The sequence below is a fragment of the Marinobacter sediminicola genome (assembly GCF_031157525.1).
GTDB classification, from domain to species: Bacteria; Pseudomonadota; Gammaproteobacteria; order Pseudomonadales; family Oleiphilaceae; genus Marinobacter; species Marinobacter sediminicola.
This window is the reverse complement of the sequence record NZ_JAVIXR010000012.1, coordinates 55,542-73,288: the sequence shown is the minus strand read 5'-3', so window position 1 is coordinate 73,288 and position 17,747 is coordinate 55,542. Positions and strand designations below refer to the sequence as shown.

The 17,747-nt window shown below is 53.4% G+C and carries 14 protein-coding genes; 10 read left to right on the top strand and 4 right to left on the bottom strand.

The window, feature by feature from the left end; genetic code table 11:
* Positions 1-33: 33 nt before the first annotated feature.
* Complete coding sequence (locus RG807_RS14985) at positions 34-933, bottom strand: LysR family transcriptional regulator (RefSeq protein ID WP_309045613.1); 900 nt, start codon at positions 931-933, stop codon at positions 34-36.
* Positions 934-1,097: 164 nt separating this feature from the next.
* Here RG807_RS14985 and RG807_RS14980 point away from each other — a divergent pair, with 164 nt between their 5' ends.
* The 10 genes from RG807_RS14980 to RG807_RS14935 all read left to right on the top strand — a co-directional run bounded on the left by RG807_RS14980 (position 1,098) and on the right by RG807_RS14935 (position 12,740).
* Complete coding sequence (locus RG807_RS14980) at positions 1,098-1,556, top strand: DoxX family protein (RefSeq protein WP_309045612.1); 459 nt, start codon at positions 1,098-1,100, stop codon at positions 1,554-1,556.
* A gap of 34 nt (positions 1,557-1,590) precedes the next feature.
* Positions 1,591-2,550 (top strand): quinone oxidoreductase family protein, encoded by a 960-nt coding sequence (locus tag RG807_RS14975; protein WP_309045611.1) that lies wholly within the window; start codon positions 1,591-1,593, stop codon positions 2,548-2,550.
* 49 nt (positions 2,551-2,599) lie between these two features.
* Positions 2,600-3,298 carry a pirin family protein gene (locus RG807_RS14970; RefSeq protein ID WP_309045610.1) on the top strand — a complete coding sequence of 233 codons (699 nt, stop codon included), beginning with the start codon at positions 2,600-2,602 and terminating at the stop codon, positions 3,296-3,298.
* 121 nt (positions 3,299-3,419) lie between these two features.
* Positions 3,420-4,019, top strand: a complete 600-nt coding sequence (gene wrbA / locus RG807_RS14965) for an NAD(P)H:quinone oxidoreductase (protein WP_309045609.1) — start codon at positions 3,420-3,422, stop codon at positions 4,017-4,019.
* A 147-nt stretch (positions 4,020-4,166) separates the two neighbouring features.
* A complete protein-coding gene (locus RG807_RS14960) occupies positions 4,167-7,892 on the top strand; it encodes an ATP-binding protein (protein WP_309045608.1) in 3,726 nt (1,241 codons plus the stop codon).
* Positions 7,885-8,520 (top strand): condensin complex protein MksE, encoded by a 636-nt coding sequence (locus tag RG807_RS14955; RefSeq protein WP_309045607.1) that lies wholly within the window; start codon positions 7,885-7,887, stop codon positions 8,518-8,520. The genes RG807_RS14960 and RG807_RS14955 overlap by 8 nt, the downstream gene beginning before the upstream one ends.
* Entirely contained in the window at positions 8,520-9,764 is a 1,245-nt protein-coding gene (locus tag RG807_RS14950) for a hypothetical protein (protein ID WP_309045606.1), read from the top strand. Before RG807_RS14955 ends, RG807_RS14950 begins: the two co-directional genes overlap by 1 nt.
* Positions 9,754-10,596: a DUF7281 domain-containing protein gene (locus RG807_RS14945; protein ID WP_309045605.1), complete on the top strand. Its 843-nt coding sequence runs from the start codon at positions 9,754-9,756 to the stop codon at positions 10,594-10,596. Before RG807_RS14950 ends, RG807_RS14945 begins: the two co-directional genes overlap by 11 nt.
* Before the next feature lie 179 nt (positions 10,597-10,775).
* A complete protein-coding gene (locus tag RG807_RS14940) occupies positions 10,776-11,987 on the top strand; it encodes a YncE family protein (RefSeq protein WP_309045604.1) in 1,212 nt (403 codons plus the stop codon).
* Positions 11,988-12,314: 327 nt separating this feature from the next.
* Entirely contained in the window at positions 12,315-12,740 is a 426-nt protein-coding gene (locus RG807_RS14935; protein ID WP_309045603.1) for a fibronectin type III domain-containing protein, read from the top strand.
* 48 nt (positions 12,741-12,788) lie between these two features.
* Here RG807_RS14935 and RG807_RS14930 read toward each other — a convergent pair whose 3' ends face one another.
* Genes RG807_RS14930 through RG807_RS14920 form a run of 3 tightly spaced genes read right to left on the bottom strand, consistent with a single transcriptional unit; the run spans position 12,789 to position 17,726 of the window.
* On the bottom strand, positions 12,789-15,356 hold the full coding sequence (locus RG807_RS14930) for a CHASE2 domain-containing protein (protein ID WP_309045602.1): 2,568 nt from the start codon (positions 15,354-15,356) through the stop codon (positions 12,789-12,791).
* 31 nt (positions 15,357-15,387) lie between these two features.
* Positions 15,388-17,025 carry a FecR family protein gene (locus RG807_RS14925; RefSeq protein WP_309045601.1) on the bottom strand — a complete coding sequence of 546 codons (1,638 nt, stop codon included), beginning with the start codon at positions 17,023-17,025 and terminating at the stop codon, positions 15,388-15,390.
* Positions 17,022-17,726 carry a response regulator transcription factor gene (locus RG807_RS14920; RefSeq protein WP_309045600.1) on the bottom strand — a complete coding sequence of 235 codons (705 nt, stop codon included), beginning with the start codon at positions 17,724-17,726 and terminating at the stop codon, positions 17,022-17,024. The genes RG807_RS14925 and RG807_RS14920 overlap by 4 nt, the downstream gene beginning before the upstream one ends.
* Positions 17,727-17,747 lie beyond the last annotated feature (21 nt).

The following is a 17,747-nucleotide window of genomic DNA, read 5'->3' as shown; positions in this document are numbered from 1 at the left end:
TCAGAACTGCTTGAAGTCAAAGATGATCGGACCTCAATCCCAGTAGGGCGGGTCGCCGAAATACCCATCGATAAAATCAACAAAACTCCGAACCTTGCTCGCCAATAGTTGGCGGTGTGCATACATTGCATACAGCCCCATGGGCTCAGGTTCAAAATCCTGCAGTATAACTTGCAGCTTGCCTTCCTTGATCGCCGTGCCAGAGATAAATGTTGGCTGTAAGGCGATGCCCGCTCCTGCAATAGCCGAATCCACCAGTACGTCGCCGTTATTGCTGGTCATGCCGTTGCTGTCGTTTTGACCGTTGTTTTGCAGCCACCGGTGCAGAGGCTGGCTGGAATCGAGTTCGATGTAGCTGTAGCGCAGATAGCGGTGGCCCTGCAAATCCTCCAGTTGCTTTGGCGTGCCATTCTGTTTCAGGTAGTCCGGGGACGCGCATACTGCCATCCTGATTGGCGCAATCTTTTTGGCGATCAGTGACGAGCTTTTCAGGTGGCCGATCCGCAGTACTACATCAAACCCTTCTTCAACCAGGTCGACCTTGCGGTCATTAAGCTGCAAGTCGATGCCTACGCCGGGGTGGGCTTTCTGGAACTCGCTCAATACCGGCGCCATATGGCGAATGGCAAAAGATACAGGCGCACTGATTCTTAGAATGCCACGAGCCTCAGTTTGCAGATCGCCCACTTGGCACTCCATATCTTCAATGTCATGTAAAACCTGTTGTGCTCGCTCGTGATAACTTGCTCCTGCCTCTGTCAGGTGAAGGCGCCGGGTGGTGCGGTTGAGCAAGCGTACGCCAAGGTGCTCTTCCAGCTGGGAAACATACTTGCTGACCAGTTGAGGGGATAGGTCCAGCTTTTCGGCGGCGCGGGTGAAGGCGCCTTCACTAACTACCGTAACGAAAGCACGCATGGCATCGAGGCGATCCATAGGTATATCCTGACTTTGTGGTTTTTAGACAATTATCAACGCTGCGTTGATAGTAATGCAACAGATACCCTCTTATTCTGCCGGTTTGGTGATAGTAAGGTAGCTACATCATCTGGAGCGACGCTTCAGCAGCAAACCAACAAGTCACTAGTAGAGGAATAATCATGGGCTCCAAACTTACTCAAGCATTGTTCAATTCCAACGGCGGTTTTGCTTCGCTGGTATTGCGGGTCCCGGTTGGACTGACCCTGGCAGCACACGGTGCTCAGAAGCTCTTTGGCTGGTTTGGCGGATACGGTCTTGAAGGGACCGGTCAGTGGATGGCCAGCATTGGCCTGGAGCCAGGATATCTGATGGCTTTGATGGCTGGCAGCGCAGAATTCTTCGGAGGGCTGGCACTGGTTGTGGGTCTGCTGACACGCCCTGCCGCAGTAGTTATTGCCTTTGCCATGTTGGTTGCCATTTTTGCCGTGCACATAGGTAACGGCTTGTTCATGGCCAACAATGGTTACGAGTTTGGCTTGACCTTGTTCGTAGTGGCGCTGGCTCTTGCGATTCAGGGCGGTGGCCGGTTTGCGTTGGATAACGTGCTGCTGGAACGGTTGGGCGGTACTCGTCGATAAGGCACAACTTTAAATTTTGCTATCGAGGTCGATTATGCAAGCTCTACAGTTTTCAGCAACCGGCTCACTCGATTCGTTGCAAGTAAAGAGATTGGCCAAACCGGTACCTGGTGCCGGTGAGGTTCTGGTTGAGGTTCGGGCTGCTGGCCTGAACCCCAGCGATCTGAAAAACGTTCTCGGGCGTTTTCCTTACACCACAACGCCGCGCATTCCCGGCAGGGACTTCTCAGGTGTAGTGGTGGAGGGGCCCAAAGAGCTTCTGGGTAAAGCGGTTTGGGGTGGCACCGGGAAAGGCTTCAGTTTCACCCAGGACGGTTGCCATGCCCAGTATGTGGTTGTACCGGCGAATGCAGTAGCGCCAAAGCCGAAATCACTGAGCTTTGCTCAGGCGGCAACCTTCGGTGTTCCCTACATCACTGCATGGGATGCTCTGGAACGTAGCCAGGTTAAAGCGGGTACACGGTTCCTGATCATTGGCGCCGGAGCAGTGGCAAAAGCAGCGCAAGCGCTGGCTAAGGCAAGGGGTGCCGAAGTGGTTATGGCCGCGCGCCGAGCCGATGTTGTGCGAGAGCTGAAAGCGCAAGGTGTTGATGCTTTTGAATTGCCAGAGGCGGGTCAGTTACCAGAGCAGGCACAGGTGCATTTTCAGACGCTGGCGCCTGAGGTGATTTTCGACACCACCGGCTACTGGTTGTCAGCGGCAGTTAACACGCTTGCAGCATTTGGGCGGATCGCGGTTATTGCAGCGCCAGTGGATGGGCTGATTAGTATGCCTATTCTTGATCTGTACCGCCGCGGCGGCTCAGTGATTGGCATTAATTCGCTGCTGTACAGCCTGGAAGAGTGCGCAGAAATATTTGAGAAAATAAGTGCGGCGTTTGACGGTGAACTACCAGTACCTGATGACTTTACGGAACTGCCGCTCTCGAAAGCAGTTGAGGCCTACAACAAGGTAAATGAAGGCGGCTCTGAAAAGATCGTTCTGATCCCTTGAGGCAAGGCAAGCTTTCATTCACAAAATACAGTAAACAGGAGGTTCTAAAATGATTGAACTTCGACCCTATAATGAACTCGGCGGCGCTCATCATGGCTGGCTGGATACTCGCCACCATTTCTCGTTTGCTGAGTATTACGATCCTAACCGCATGAACTGGGGAAACCTCAGAGTATGGAATGACGATACGATTGCTGCTCACTCGGGTTTTCCACGGCACCCGCACCGCGACATGGAGATTATTACATACGTTCGCAAAGGTGCCATCACTCACCAGGACAGCTTGGGCAACAAGGGCCGTACTGAGGCAGGTGATGTGCAGGTGATGAGTGCAGGAACAGGCATCGCCCACAGTGAGATGAATAAAGAAGACGTGGCAACCCAGATCTTCCAGATTTGGATTATGCCCAACGAGGTGGGCTTACCACCTACTTGGGGCACTAAGCCTTTCCCCAAGGGTGAGCGCAGCGGTTCGTTTGTAACTCTGGCTAGCGGCATGCCCGGTGACGATGAGGCTCTGCCAATTCGTACGGATGCTCGCATGGTGGCAGCAACGCTGGAAACAGACCAGGTTACTGAATATCACATCGCCCCAGGGCGTAAGGTTTATTTGGTACCTGCTACCGGCAAGATAGAGGTTAATGGAGTGGTAGCTTCTGCTGGTGACGGGGTTGCGATTAGAGATGAAGAGCTGCTGAACGTGAAGGCTCTGGAAGATAGCGAAATCGTTCTGGTAGATGTGGCCTAAGCAAGCAGGCCAGCTTGTTGGATGCGGGCGGGGCAACTACATTTAGTGAGTTCTTGCCCGCGCCTCGCTTTCACTGAAAGCAGAAGTGTATACATAAGCCAAGCAGAAAAAGGACATATAGATGACAAAAGTTCTGGTTCTTTATTATTCAATGTATGGCCATATGGAAACCATGGCACAAGCGGTTGCAGAAGGCGCTCGCGGCGTTTCCGGGGTGGAGGTGACAGTAAAGCGTGTTCCGGAAACCATGGATGCAGAAGCCTTTAAAGCGGCTGGCGGCAAGGTTGATCAGGAAGCTGCAGTTGCAACTCCTGCAGAATTGGCGGACTACGATGCAATCATTGTCGGCACACCCACCCGCTTTGGCAACATGGCAGGGCAGGTACGCACCTTCTTCGACCAGACCGGAGGCCTTTGGGCCAAGGGAGCATTGGCAGGTAAGGTTGCCAGTGTATTCACCTCAACCGGCACCGGTGGTGGCCAGGAAATGACGATCACCTCTACCTGGACTACCTTGGCACACCACGGCATGGTTATTGTTCCAATCGGATATACCACGCCAGCACTGTTTGACATCTCACAAGTAGGCGGTGGTACCCCTTACGGCGCCTCGACAATTGCAGGCGGCGATGGGTCACGCCAGCCAGACGAACGTGAGCTAGGCATTGCCCGCCATCAAGGTGAGCATGTCGCACAAATAGCAGTAAAGCTTAAAGGCTAATTAAGCTACTTCTGTCACCGCCGTTGGAGGCATAGAGTCTTCCGGCGGCGGTGAGAATTGATTGCACCGGCTCTATGGCTTTGTCCGTGAACTATTCACTGTATACTGCGGGTATCAAGAACGACCTGCCGTTACGGGGAAATCAGTTTGTCTGGTGAGACTGTTAGCTACGGATTAGAAAGCATCGTCCTGCATCACTCCTTCAAGCAAGTGAAGGGAAGGACCATCAAAATCGACTGCCGCGAGCGTACGCACCTTGGGGGTGTGAACGGGGCTGGCAAAACCTCTGTCTTGGCGCTTATACCGGCGTTTTTTGGCGAAGAGCCCGAGCGCATAGTTACCAAGGCATCGGGCAAGCTGTCCTTTCTGGACTACTACCTGCCAACCTTCCAAAGCCTGATTATTTTTGAGTACCGGCGAAGTACGGGGCTGCACTGTGCCGTTATGTATCGCCACGCACAGGGAAAACCTTGCTATCGGTTTGTGGCTGGTTCCGCTGAGGACACTTTTTTCTCGCCGGAAGTAAAGCCGCTGCTTCAGGCTGGAGCCAGTGCAGACGACGTGTTTGCAGCGCTCCGTAGTCAAAGTGTTAATCCGTCGAAAATGATCGACACCATTACCAACTACCGGGCAATTATTCAGCGTAATCAAAAGTTGCTGAAGCGGCTGCCTGCGGATGCACGAGCGCTTCGCGCTCTGGCGGCCGAGCATGGCCTGGGTGACAGCGACACCCAGATGACCAACATTGAGCGCTTGACTCATGTGGTGTTGAACAAGCACCGGCTGCTTAGCAGTTTCAAGACCATGATCTGCGAAACTCAGTTTGAGAATATCCACCAGCATGCCAAGCCCCGGGCTATTGATCGCAAAGATCTGATCGCGGATATACAGAGCCTTTCTGCCTTTGCGGGGGAGGAGGCAAAAATCCGTGAATGCTTGAGAAAGGATGCAGAGCGCAGAGCGATTCTTGAACAGGCGGATAAGTCCGTAGCCAACCTGCACGCGTCTGTTGATGAGGCCCGGGAGAAGGTCAGTGAACTGGGGGAGCAGAAAGAGCGGCGCGAGGCAGATAGAAGCAATCGAAGAGCAGAGTTTGAAGACAGCGATCGCCAGCTGGCCCGCGAGGTTACGGATCACAATGCCGAATTTGAGTCTCTGGACGGGCAGGTGGCAGCCCTGCACAAACAGAACGACCGATATGAAGAGGATGGGCTCTCAGAGCTGGCCCAGAGTTTCGACAATCTCGCCGACTACCGGCAGCGCTTGGCCACAGCGCAAGCAGATTACGACAGCCTGACGGGTAAAGCCTCTGCGATTGAAGGCGAGTACGAGCAGGAAAAGCAGAGCATTCAGCGCGAGCACGAGAAGCAGCAGGCCCAGCGCCAGCAGCGGTTAAGGGAAGCTACTGACGCGCTTACCTCAGCAAAGCATGCGTATGATCTGAAACTGAATTCCATCAAAACAAGTCAGGTTACGGCGTTATCTGAGTACAAGGGTGGCCGTTCGGAGGAGCGCTCGGAACTGACGAGTGAGCAGGCCCGTCTGTTAGCACTGCGGGAAAATCCGGGGCAAACGGAAACGGAGCAGCAGGAAATCGCGATTGCGGAGCAGGCCGCAGAAGAAGCATCGGAGCAGGTGTCCCAGGCCCATGAAAATCGGTTAGAAGCTGGTCGTAAAAGAGATCAGGCAGACCGGGACTGGAAAGCTGCGCAGGATCAGGTTCAGCACATGGATGACAAAGTCCAGGCGCTGGAAGGCACGTTTAACGAACTCCAACGGCAGATCGCCCCTGAAGACGGTACCTGGTTATCACTGCTGCGGGCCCAAGACCCGGAGTGGGGCAGCCGCTTGGCTAAGGTCGTCAATCCCGATCTGCTGCACAGAAAAGATCTTGCGCCTACCCTCGATCATGAGGCGAACAGCGCGGCAGTAATGGGCTGGCAGCTTGCACTGGATGCCTTGCCAATTCCGGATTTTGCAGCCTCTGAAGAAGCCTTGCAGGAAAGCAGCCGGAACATAGATACAGAGCGCCAGGCTGCGTTCAAACAACGAGCGGAAACCGAGCGCGAGGCTCAGCGTAGGCATGAGACCTATAAAGAACGTGCCGCCGCTGCCGACCGGCTGGAAACTGAGTTTTCGCTGGTCAAACGTGCTCGCGATAACGCGCAGAATAAACTGACTAACGTGCGCCTGCGTGTTAAAGAGGCGCAGGCCGCTCGGATCGCAAAGATCACAAAAGAGCTTGAAACCGTCCAGAGTAAGCTTCAGGCCTTCGATGAGCAAACGGGCGAGGGCGTGCGGGAGGTTGAATCCGGATTCCAGCAGCAAGTGCTGGATATGCGCGCTCATTGGGCAGAGAAAGAGTCTGAGCTGCAATCCAGCATAGATCACCAAAGCGAGCTGATAGCTTCTGCGGATTCCGACCACAAAGCACGGCTCAAGAGTAAGCGCCAGATATACGATCAGCGCCTTTCGGAAGAGGGGATTGATCCCAAGGAAGTTCAAAAGGCTCGAGAGGCGTTAGCCAAGCTCAAAGACACTGTCGAAACCATTGTGGCGTCTGAAGACCTTGTGCGTGGCTATCGCAAATGGCGCGAGCAGGAGTGGTGCAAGGTTGAAGCGCTTACCGAGCAAGCCAATCAAGCCAAGGCAAAGTGTGAGGCTGCCGCCCGTACCCGGGAGCAAGCAGAGCGCTCATGGAAGGAGCAGGACAACAAGCTGAAGGTGTCTATAGCTGAGCATCAATCGGCAATCAAAAATCTGCGAGATCAGGCGGAAGCGGCAGATGCCGTGCTCAAGCATTTTCAGAGCAATACGTTCTCCGAAGGTTTTCCGGGCAATATGGCCGATCTTACTCAGGAGCTTCAGGGTGCTTACCAAAAGCTGGAGCAGCTGCGCAGAGAGGTGGTGGGCACTTTCGATCAGGCTACAGCCATTTTGAACCGGTACGACAACACCCAAATCCAGCAGGCGTGGCAGAAGCTATCAGCCTATCGGCGCGGACAGATGACGGGCGAGGTGTTGGACCATGAGGAGAGCTTCAAGCTGGCGCGGGTTCCGGATCTGCGAGAGCTGTTGGATACCGACATACCCCAGCTTCGCGATGCACTGATTGACCAGTTTGTGTCGGAAGCCGGCAGCCTGGTGAAGTATTTCGACAGCCTGGAAGTCATGGCTAGAGAAGTGAAGGCGGTTTCCAGTCTTCTGAAACGAAGGATCAATACCGACCAGCAAATTGAGAGCCTGAGCGATATACAGGTAGTACTCGAACCCCGAATCTACGAGGACGAGACCTGGCAGCCGCTGAAAGAGTTTGTGGGTCAGTGGCAAAACTGGATTCAGATGAATCGGCGTTCTCTGCCGAGCGATGCCATTCTGCGGCGCTTTAAATTGGTTACAGACACGCTCAGTGACGCCAAGGTAAAAGACAGCGTCGAGTCGATGATCGACATGCGCCTGGAAATGAAAGAGAACGACCGGCAGGTAGTTATCCGCACCGATGCGGACTTCCTGTCGGCCAGTTCAACCGGCCTGACCTATCTGGCGATAATGACTGTGTTCATGGGGCTCACCCGTTACCTGTGCCCGGATTTGAACACGCGCATTACTTGGCCCATTGATGAATTGGGTACGCTCAGCCCCAACAACATCTCTCATCTGGCGGATATGCTGGAAGCCAACAACCTGACGATGATTTCTGCCTGCCCTAAGCTCGACAGAAGTTTGAGGAAGTTCTTTGAGAATAAAATCTCCCTCAAACAGGGCCGGATTCACACCTACGAATCCTCCGGGATTGAAGGAAAGCATGCGGAGGTGTTCTCCAGCGTGAGCCAGGATGAGAAAGCAACAGAAGAGGTGGCAAGCCATGAGTAGTCCGTTATTCGAGCGAACCGTAACGGCCTTGCTTCAGGAGCGGGTTATCTGTGAAGTCAGTGACGATGAGCTGTACAACTACCTGCTAATGCCGGCTAATCAGGACTCTGTGAATCGATTCCTGGCTCAGATAAACCGAACGCTTCGTCAGACCAGTGCTCACGATGCCTTCGTTTGCGCCTATCTGGACACCTCCGACTCCGATACCAAAGATGCGATTCGCCACCAGTTTCGGGATGTTGCCAACAACCTTGAAGCCTTTGTGCAGTTTCTGCGGCTTGTGATGATGCTGGAAGCAAACGACCGCCCGATTTTGCCAGGCGACAAGCTGTCTGAGGGCGCCATTCTGGATCGCATTGCGGCAGCGCCTGCATTGGAATCGAAACTGAGATCGCTGGCGGAGAAAAAGGTGTTTCATACCAAGCGTGCAGACTCTGCTGGCCAGATTCGTGCTGTGCTCTCCAGTCTGGAGAAGATGGGGTACCTGAAGTCGGTAGGCACCAGCGGCAGCCTTTTCAGGGCCACTGGCCGTTGGAGCTGGCTGTACGATGCCATGACATTTATACAGACCCACGAAAGCATTCAGGGCTCTGACGACACCGATTCCGAGCAAATGAGGCTACACTGATGGCCCGCGCTCATGATGCCCACGGAACACTGCGCGCCTTGGCCAAATATGGCGAAGCCATTCTGGAGGCCCACCTGCGAAACGGCAACCGGGTGCCGGATTCCGATGACAACCTTGGCCTGATCGAAACCCTTGAGCACCACCGACTGGTTTGGCGGATTGGTGACAACGAAGACCTGCAATTGAAGAAGGTGCTGGTTCAGTTTCTGGATCACATCACCGAGTCTGAGCGACGCCGTTACGCCAATGCCCAGGTGGATATTCTTTGGCAGCAACTCAGTGAGCTGTTCCTGGAATACAAAGAAGCAAAAAAGCGGTCTGCTTTAAGTGATATTGATCGGCTGGAAGGTGAGATCAAGGAATGCCTTGCAGACGTAATTGAGGATATCCGAAACGCCACCGAGGCCTTTGCCACCTACATCAATACCGGCTTCGCTTACATCACAGACTTGCAATTGCGCATACGTGAAAACGAACGGGTAATCGAGCGGGCTGGTCGTCTGATCACCTTGTTTGAAAGCTTTCGCATCCGGGAGCTGGCGGAGCAGGCGGGTTCCGATGCCTTCTTGAAGCGACTGTTATTGCGGCATTTGCCGGCCACCCTGGAATCCTCGCAGAAGAACCTGTCTTATGCCCTTAACCAGCTGCGCAAAATGCTGGTGCGCATGCGTGAGGATCAACGGCTAAGCCGAATGGTGGGTGCCTTTGAAGCGCACTTTATTAACAACCGCGGATTCGAACCCTCCATCGACCATCTGGACTTGAGGTATGTTCCGGAGTTTCTGAATACGGTAGAGCCGTTTCAGATAAAGGGCTTTGGTGATATTTATGATTCGGCTGACGATCTGGAACTGATAGAAATTGCCGCAAAGGCCCGCACAGCCCCTGTTGAGATAGAAGATAAGCCAGTTCCCGATGACGTGGCTACAGTCAACTTTGACGTAGCAGGTGAAACCGAAGTTGAAGAAGACGACCTGGTAGAAGAAGCCATTGAGGAGCTGATTCAGTTGGTGGTTGATGGCGCTCTGGGTGAACGCAGTATTCTTGCTTCCGAAGCTTTGAACAGCACCGGCTTGAAGATAGATAAAGCCGATTGGCTGCAGGCCATTGTGTCCGAAATCGAATCCTTGTCTGATGGCGATCAGCAGTATATTGAGGTGATCTATCATCAAATGCCGCATCGGGTATATCCAGACAACGTCATGATCTCAGATCTTACCCTAAGGTATAGCAATGCCGGCTGAAATTGCCGCCATTGAGCGTTTGTTAAGGGGCGGCAAGTCATCGGTCAGGCGCGGAAAAGTCTGGGACCAGATATGCGCAGAGACGGGTGTAGGGCAGGTCGTTGGCAAGGAGATTCGCTTCACGCCGGAAGAGCGCCAACGGCTTAGAGAATACGCCAAAGCTGAGCATGGTTTAGACCCGCAATATGATTCCCGTGCTGGTGGCCGCATGGCAATGGCCAGCCACAATGCCAGTGAAAAGCTCAGCCCTGATTCAGTCTTCGGCGAACTGCTCGTGTTGGCGACTGCCGGAACTGCACATTTAAGGGTGAGCGGTGAGAATGTCACAACACCTCAGGGCAGTGTGCTCAGCGTTCGACCGGACTGCCTGGATGCTGAACACGTTAAAACTCAGAATTTAGTGATTATCGAAAACGGGGGATTGATGCCTTACTGGGCGGATCTCAAGCTTCCGGATTCCTTCACGAATTCAATCATTCTGTACCGGGGGCACCGGGAAAATGTCCGCTTTGTTACAGAGCTGGTCAGCAATCAACCCGCAGACAAACTGGCGTGGTTTTTCGATTTCGATCCATCCGGGCAGTCCCTCGCTCTCGATCAGGGCAAAGGCAGCACACTCGTCCCTGCCCGTTGGCGTGAACTTGGCAAGCACACGCCATTTAACCAACCCAAAGTGCACCGTAACCAGTCCGTCGCCCTGACAAGGCTGAAAGGCCGAGCTGACGGGGAGCTTCTCGCCATTGCCGAACACATGGCGAGCGAAGAGCTGGCGGTGATGCAGGAGCACATGGTGCGGCGGAATATACTGCTTTCAGCGCTGCCGTTGGCCTGACGGCCGACTCCTTTAAGTGTCCATAAAAACGACGCTGGCCCAGAAGCCCGGGCCTGTGTCATTTCTGCCATGCACGATGCTTTTTGGCGTTGCTACAGTTTGGCGCCGACCGGGATAGATGAATTGTCTCGCAGTGGTTGGGCTGGATTGAACCAACAACTACAAAAAGGGACTGGATCGTGAGACTAATCAGAGTTTCTCTCTTACTACTCATTACGTTGTCATTTAACGTGTTTGCCGGGGTTGAAGATAATGCCCGTCAGGCAGTATTTGTCGGCAACAACTGGGATGGCATGATTGATGTTATTGATGCCGAAACCTATGAAAGAATTGGCCGCATCAATGGCATTCCTGACAGGAGAAAGCGCCTGCGGGAAATAATCTGGCGCCCGGACAAGCTGTTTTTCTTTCAGGTTGTGCGTCATCTGATCGGTGAAGGTAACGACCAATATGTGGATGACATGTACAGCACCCGGGACGGTAAATTACTGATCGTATCCCGCCCCAGCTTTGCGGATGTGGTTGCCATAGATATTGCAACCAACAGGATTGTCTGGCGCTTTGAGGTTGAAGGGTATCGTTCGGATCACATGGCCTTGTCGCCAGATGGAACCGAAGTTGCAGTGTCTGCATCCACTGGCAAAGTTGTACACTTATTGGATGTGCGCACGGGCAAGGAGCGGGGAAGATTTCCAACAGGAGATTCACCCCACGAAAATGTTTACTCCAAAGATGGAAAGAAAATCTATCACGCCAGCATTGGCCACGTATTCACATTGGCCGATAGGGGGGCACTCAGGGATATCAAGGGAAACCGCATCTTCAAGGTGGTTAACGCCGACACGCTTGAGGAAATCAAAAGCTTTGATATCAGCGACAAACTGGCAGAGGCCGGTTACCCGGGCATGAGCCCGGCGATTCGCCCGATGGCACACACCGAAGATGAAAAGTTCTTCTATTTCCAGCTTTCGTTCTTCCATGGTTTCGTGGAATACGACATGGAGAACGACCGGATTACTCGCGTGGCCGATTTGCCTAATTTGGTGCCCAACCTTCCCGTGGAACGCTACGTAAACGATTCTGCCCACCACGGTATTTCCATGGGCGGCAACGATGAAAAGCTTTGTGTTGCTGGCACCATGAGCGATTACGTGGCCATTGTTGATCGTGAGAGTTTCGAGTACGAAATTCTGGAAGGCCTCGGGAAGAAGCCCTATTGGATCACCCGGGACAAATCCGGAGAAAACTGCTTCGTATCCTGGAGTGGCACCGATCAGATATCTGTGATCAACATCGAGCGTGCTGAGGAAATTGCTCGCGTGGATGTTGGTGACCACCCTCAGAGAATTCGCGAAGGTTCGGTTCCGCAAGGTTGGGGTACCGGCTACTAATCCTTTGACAAGGGTCCCGTTGGGGCCCTTGTCTGGCACTATCCTCAAACTATACACGCCCCTACCTTCAAGCCTTTTTTATACCCGAATACAACCCCCAATTATCAACTAATATTTTTTTCCCACCCTGCGAAACCTTCTACTCAACGCATCGAGCAAAAAATTGCCTGAGCAATCAAGGGCGCTCGGCAATTTGATCGTATCATTACCATTTTGTGACGGGATATTGACGAATTTTTAACTACGGGGGTGACAAGCCTCTCATCGATAATCGTCCGCGTTTTGTACAATTTAACAAATACGACGATATATTGGTGGTAAATATATATGAAACGCGTCATTAAAATGTCGAAGGCATGGATCGCCGCGTTTTCTGTAGGAGTTTTGCTTGTTGGGTGTGGTGGTGGTGATTCTTCGGGGTCAGGTTCCGTAGGATCCGTAGGTTCCGGCAATGAGTCTGTCTCTCCAGGAATCGAGAAGGCCGCAGTGTTGAGCTGGAGCGCCCCCGATAGTCGCGTGAACGGGGAAGGCATCAAAATGGCCGAGCTAGACAAGTACATTATTCAGTACGGCCAAAATGCAGACGCTCTGGATCATGAAATTGTTATTGCGGATGCCCAGGTGGATGCGCACATGACGCACAAGGTGAGTGGACTGGACACAGGCGTCTGGTACTTCACGATTCTGGTTCAGGACAGTAATGGGTTGTTGAGTGCACCTTCTGCACTCGTTAACAAGGAAATCAAATCCTGAAGAAAAGGTGAGATCGGATCGCTGCTCATAGGCCCTGGCTCACAGGGCTTATGACAAGGGATCGGCAATGGGTAATTTTAGCGTAAAAGCTGAGCCTTCCCCGGGTTTGGACACAACGTATATCTCGCCACGGTGTTTTTCTACCACGGTTTTTACAAACGAAAGCCCCAGGCCGGTTCCGTGGATACCTGCCAGTTCGCTGCTTTTTTGGCGCCGGTAGCGGTCAAACAAGAAAGGCAGCTCTTCCGGATCGATACCAGCGCCTTCGTCAGCAATGGTCAGGCAGGCCTCATGCCCGGCTCTAAACACCTGAAGGCTGACTACTGAGCCATTCGGGCTGTATTGCACGGCGTTGGTTAGCAGGTTAATAACAGCCCTTTCAAGCAGTTCTGCATTGCCTCTCAGCCATAGATCCTCTGTTCCTTGCAGTTGCAGTGAAATTCGTTTTTCTACAGCCTGCTCGCTGACACTGTCGCGGGCGTTTTCTACTATGGCCAGAAACTCGCATTCATAAAATCGGGTTTCGGTAAGTTGCTCGGCACGTGCCAGTTGAACGAACTCTTCAGCCAGGTGGTAGCTTCGCCTTGCAAGGCGGCCTAATTGCTCTAGCTGGCTTTGATCAATATGAGTCGGATCGCGCTTTAGTTGCTCGATAAGAGCCAGTTGCGACACAAGGGGCGAGCGTACATCGTGGGATATAAAGTCGATGGCTTCTCTGTGTTGGCGCTGCTGTTCCCGCAGTTCGGATATGTCGGATATGTTGGCAATGATTCCGTATTGCACGCTATCGGGAAGCGCAAAGGGTGCGAAGTGGATCAGAAAGTTTTTCTCATGGATTTTGAGCTCCACGGTCCGGCTTTGAAGTAGCGTCAGCGTTTCGGAGACGGTCTCATGCCACGGTGGTGTTTCACGCGGATCGTGGCCTTCAAGAAGCCGTGTCAGAGGCAGTCCACCTAAGCTTGGCATGGGCTCTCTGAACCACTTTTCAATGTGACCGTTGGCAAACCGGATTATGCCAAGTTCGTCGGTTACGATGATGCCATCGGGCATGTGCTCGAAGCTGCGCCTGATGAATTCCTGAATGTGGTTCAGGCGGTCGGTCGCTACTTTAACGCGCTCAATGCGGGCAGATATGTTTTCACTGGGTTTTGGCTTTATTACGGCTGGGGCCATGTCGGAGAGCTTTAGGCGGCGCAGATAGCGCTGTATGGCCTCACGACTCAGGTCGTTGGGGAGTGTGAATCCTAATGTGTAGTAATTGCTGCCACGGTAAAGCTGTATCCAGCTTTGATTGCCATTGTGGTGCCAAAGTCCTGGCTCCAGGTTTTCTGGAACGTCGGCCGGATTCAGGGTTCGCAGGGAGATAATATTGTGGGCTTCCATTAGCAGCCAACTCTGGGGTTGGAACAGCGCCTGGAAGTGCTCAAGAAGCTGGGTTGCCGGGCGTTTCGACGGCTCCGGTAAGGCGACCCTGGGGCTGCGCACCAGTTCATCAAGTTGCCGGTTCAGAAACTGGTTGGCCATGGCCAGTCGCAAGCCGCTGGCTATCGGAAACGCAAATAGAGGAATGATCAACGCCTGAGCAACTAACAGCCTGACCTGGAATACGCTCAGCATGACCAGATAGATGCCAATAACTGCACCGCTGGCCATGAGGCATGTGGGCAGCGTGCGCGCAGGGCGTATTCGGGGTAATAGCAAGGCCAGGGTTATAAGTGTGATCATCGCCAGAGCAAGGCCAACCCATTTCGGGGCTGTGATAATCAGCAAACGCTGATTGATGGCAGAAAATGTGTTTGCATGAAACTCCACGCCCGACATCGGCTGGCTTAAACCGGAGAAGGGGGTCGGTAGAATGTCACCCAGGCCTGCTGCTGTGGCTCCGACAAAAACCGTTTTGCCACGAAATGCATCGGTTGCGGGAGGATTACCAAGTACGTCGCTGTAGGAGTATGTAGGTAAGGTGCCGGCTCCACCCGCAAGGGGAACGATTCGATAGTCGTCCCGCACGTTTACAAATGCAGGTAGTCCTTGGGTGTGAGGTTGTCGGGGAGCGACCCCTGATGCTGCGAGTGCGAGGCTGGGCCAGAGTTGTCGTCCCATGCCATTAAACAGGTATAGGCCTCTGGCAATTCCGTCGTGGTCCAGTTCTACATGGGCATGTCCAAGGTTGGCCGCTGCAGAGATCAGGCTGCCAGGAGGAAGCTGTTCACTGAGTAAAAGACGGGAGCTTGAGGGAGCCAGATGAATGGGCAGTATTACCTTGCCGTGGGCCTGCATGGCACTGCTTAGCTCACCATCGTCTGGAGAGGGTTCTATGAACAGTACGTCGAACACAATGGTGCTTGCACCGGCCTGGTGAAGCTTCCTGATAAGATCGGCGTGGGTGTGTCTTGGCCAAGGCCAGCGGCCTTGTTGGGCGAGGCTGTGGTCGTCAATGGCGACAATGGCTATGTCTGGGGAAATAGAAGCAGGACTGGCGAGCAGGGCAGAGTCCAGGAGCCAGTAATCAATACGTTGGGGCAACTCCGTTGTTTCGGCGAGCAAAAACAGGAGCAGGAGTGACAGGCCGAGCGTCCATGGAGTCGTCTTAATTGGCAACCAATCCCGGTTCATGAGTCCTGCTTTGCATGTTAAGTGTTCGGAGTTATTCCAGGTACAGTTCCCTCCCTGGTCCCCAGCGGCTCTGTAGTGGGCCATCAGAAAGTGCTTTCAGGCGCACAAAATACCGCCTTCCGGGAATAAGACGCAAGGCTGCTGTAGTGTCTGGTAGTGTAGCTTCTTTAATTATGTCGTTAAAACCGGGCTCTTCTGCCAGCTGTAACCGGTAATTGGCCGCCGTATCGACCTTTTCCCAGAACACGCGCACCTGGCTGTCGATGTAATTTATGCTGATGATTCGCACCGGTGGGAGCGTGCCGTTTACGATTAGTTTTCTTGGTTGGGTGGTTGCGACTGAGTTTCCGCCGGCCTCTGTTACTACGCGCCAATAATACTGGCCGGGGCTTAATGGGCGGGAGGGCAACGCAGCGGTTCCTGGTGCCCATTCGCTGCTTGCGACCAGGTTGCGGAACGCGTCATCCTCAGCGATTTCAACCCGTGCCACCTCGTTCTCACCGTTTAGTGCCCAGCGGAACTCCGGCATGTCATCGTTCACACTGCCGCCGTTTTCAGGCGTGATCAGACTGGCGGTGCGAGCTTGCAAATCGACCTCTAAGGGGACGATTCCGGGCATGCCGGCCATGCCTTGCGGATCAAGTGCCGCTAAATGCACAACATACTGACCGTTATCCAGGCGGCTGATGTCGAAACGGTTTCCGCCGACTTCACGGCTTTCGACCCAGCGTCCGCTTTCTGTTTCGAATATATCCAGGCGATACTTGGCAGTTTGGCCTGATTTCCAAGTCATTTCAGCCGGGAGTTGTTTGAGTACCGATGGAAGCGGGTTAATTTCGGGGGCTGCTGGCATCCTCCGTATGTTCAGTTTGCTGCTGCTATTGCTGGCAACCGTTGCGCTGTAGCCTGCAGGAATTTGATGAGACCGATTAGGGGCCCCAAACTCAACAACGCCCTCGGTTACCTGCAAACGGGTGCCTTCCGGTCCGGTTTGTAGCGAAAATGCGGTACCACGTACGGCCGCTACGGCAGAAGGCGTTTCGATTTCGAAGCGAGCGCCACCTTCAATGACCGGCTTTACCCGAGTGTGCACTTCTCCATGGTTTAATCTAAGCCGTGTATCAACCATGCCGGATTTACCGTACTGGGTTAACTGGTTGAATATCAGCCTGGAATCCGGGGAGATGCGCACTTCTGAGCCATCTGCCAGTGCAATGGTTGCGGCGCCAGCCGCGGAAAGAACTTCATCGCCTACCCGTATAAGCGCGTCTTTTGTCAGCGGCTTTTTACGGCCATCAATGCCGGATATCAGCTGAACGCTGCCAGAAACCGAGGTGACACGAGCGGGATTAGGTTGTCTTTTCAGCCAGGATAAGGGAATGCGTATGCGGTCGCCCTCTCCAAGCATGGCGGCGTTCTCGATAGCGTTGTATTGAAGCAGTCGGCCTGCACTGTGGCTTTTAATCAGAAGATCGCTGGCTACTTCTGTAAAACTCTCGCCTGCTTTCAGAGTATAAAGCCACTCAGGTACGGTTTGGCTGGAGGAATTCGCGATGGTTGTTGCTGAGCCACGTGTGAGTGAAAGTTCTGCGCTCACAGGGGCGCCTAATGCCAGTAAAGCCAGCACCAGAAATGCTTTAGTGAGAAAAGGCACAGGGTATTCAATCATTCTTCAGTGGTTGCCTCAGCTTTCATAGCTTCAAGGCGATAACCGCGTTGGTAAATTGTTTTGATGCGGAACCCGTTTTCCGGATTCAAACCCAATCTGCGCCTTAGACGGCTCATGTGAGTGTCTACCGTTCGCGTATTGATGTCTCGCGCCAAGCCCCAAACACGCTCCAGAAGAACTTCACGGGTGAGCAGGCGGCCCTGGTTCTGAAAAAGGAACAGTGTCAGGTCGAAATCTTTGTCGGTCAGGGTCAGCTCTTCACCATGAAGGGCAATGGTTCTGTGCTGCGTATTGACGTTAAAAGGCCCATATACCAGCACTTCCTTTTCACTGTCTGGATTGGCGCGGCGTGCCAAGGCGTTAATGCGAGCCACTAATTCCGCAGCCCGTGCGGGCTTTGCAATAAAATCGTCTGCGCCAGCATCCAGAGCTTCAACAATATCGGCTTCGCTGTCGCGCTGGGTGAGAAACACCACGGGAATTGGCCAGTTAATCTGTGCTCTTACGCTCTTGAGCACGTCGATGCCGGTCATGTCGGGAATCTGCCAGTCCAGAATCATCAGGTCATAGCTGCGGTGCAGCGCTGCGCTGATAAAGCTTTGGCCTGTAGGAAAGCTGTCGCAGTCGTGCCCGTGCTCAGACAAAATGGACTGTATGTGCTGCGCCTGTTCTTGTTGGTCTTCAAGCAGAGCGATGCGCATTACGCTTCTCCCGGGATAAGT

Bases quoted from the DNA above. Each gene is read 5' to 3' on its own strand.
- RG807_RS14935 (WP_309045603.1), top strand. From the start codon at position 12,315: ATGAAACGCGTCATTAAAATGTCGAAGGCATGGATCGCCGCGTTTTCT.
- RG807_RS14980 (WP_309045612.1), top strand. From the start codon at position 1,098: ATGGGCTCCAAACTTACTCAAGCATTGTTCAATTCCAACGGCGGTTTT.
- RG807_RS14955 (WP_309045607.1), top strand. From the start codon at position 7,885: ATGAGTAGTCCGTTATTCGAGCGAACCGTAACGGCCTTGCTTCAGGAG.
- RG807_RS14970 (WP_309045610.1), top strand. From the start codon at position 2,600: ATGATTGAACTTCGACCCTATAATGAACTCGGCGGCGCTCATCATGGC.
- RG807_RS14930 (WP_309045602.1), bottom strand. From the start codon at position 15,356: ATGAACCGGGATTGGTTGCCAATTAAGACGACTCCATGGACGCTCGGC.
- RG807_RS14920 (WP_309045600.1), bottom strand. From the start codon at position 17,726: ATGCGCATCGCTCTGCTTGAAGACCAACAAGAACAGGCGCAGCACATA.
- RG807_RS14945 (WP_309045605.1), top strand. From the start codon at position 9,754: ATGCCGGCTGAAATTGCCGCCATTGAGCGTTTGTTAAGGGGCGGCAAG.
- wrbA (WP_309045609.1), top strand. From the start codon at position 3,420: ATGACAAAAGTTCTGGTTCTTTATTATTCAATGTATGGCCATATGGAA.
- RG807_RS14975 (WP_309045611.1), top strand. From the start codon at position 1,591: ATGCAAGCTCTACAGTTTTCAGCAACCGGCTCACTCGATTCGTTGCAA.
- RG807_RS14985 (WP_309045613.1), bottom strand. From the start codon at position 933: ATGGATCGCCTCGATGCCATGCGTGCTTTCGTTACGGTAGTTAGTGAA.
- RG807_RS14950 (WP_309045606.1), top strand. From the start codon at position 8,520: ATGGCCCGCGCTCATGATGCCCACGGAACACTGCGCGCCTTGGCCAAA.
- RG807_RS14925 (WP_309045601.1), bottom strand. From the start codon at position 17,025: ATGATTGAATACCCTGTGCCTTTTCTCACTAAAGCATTTCTGGTGCTG.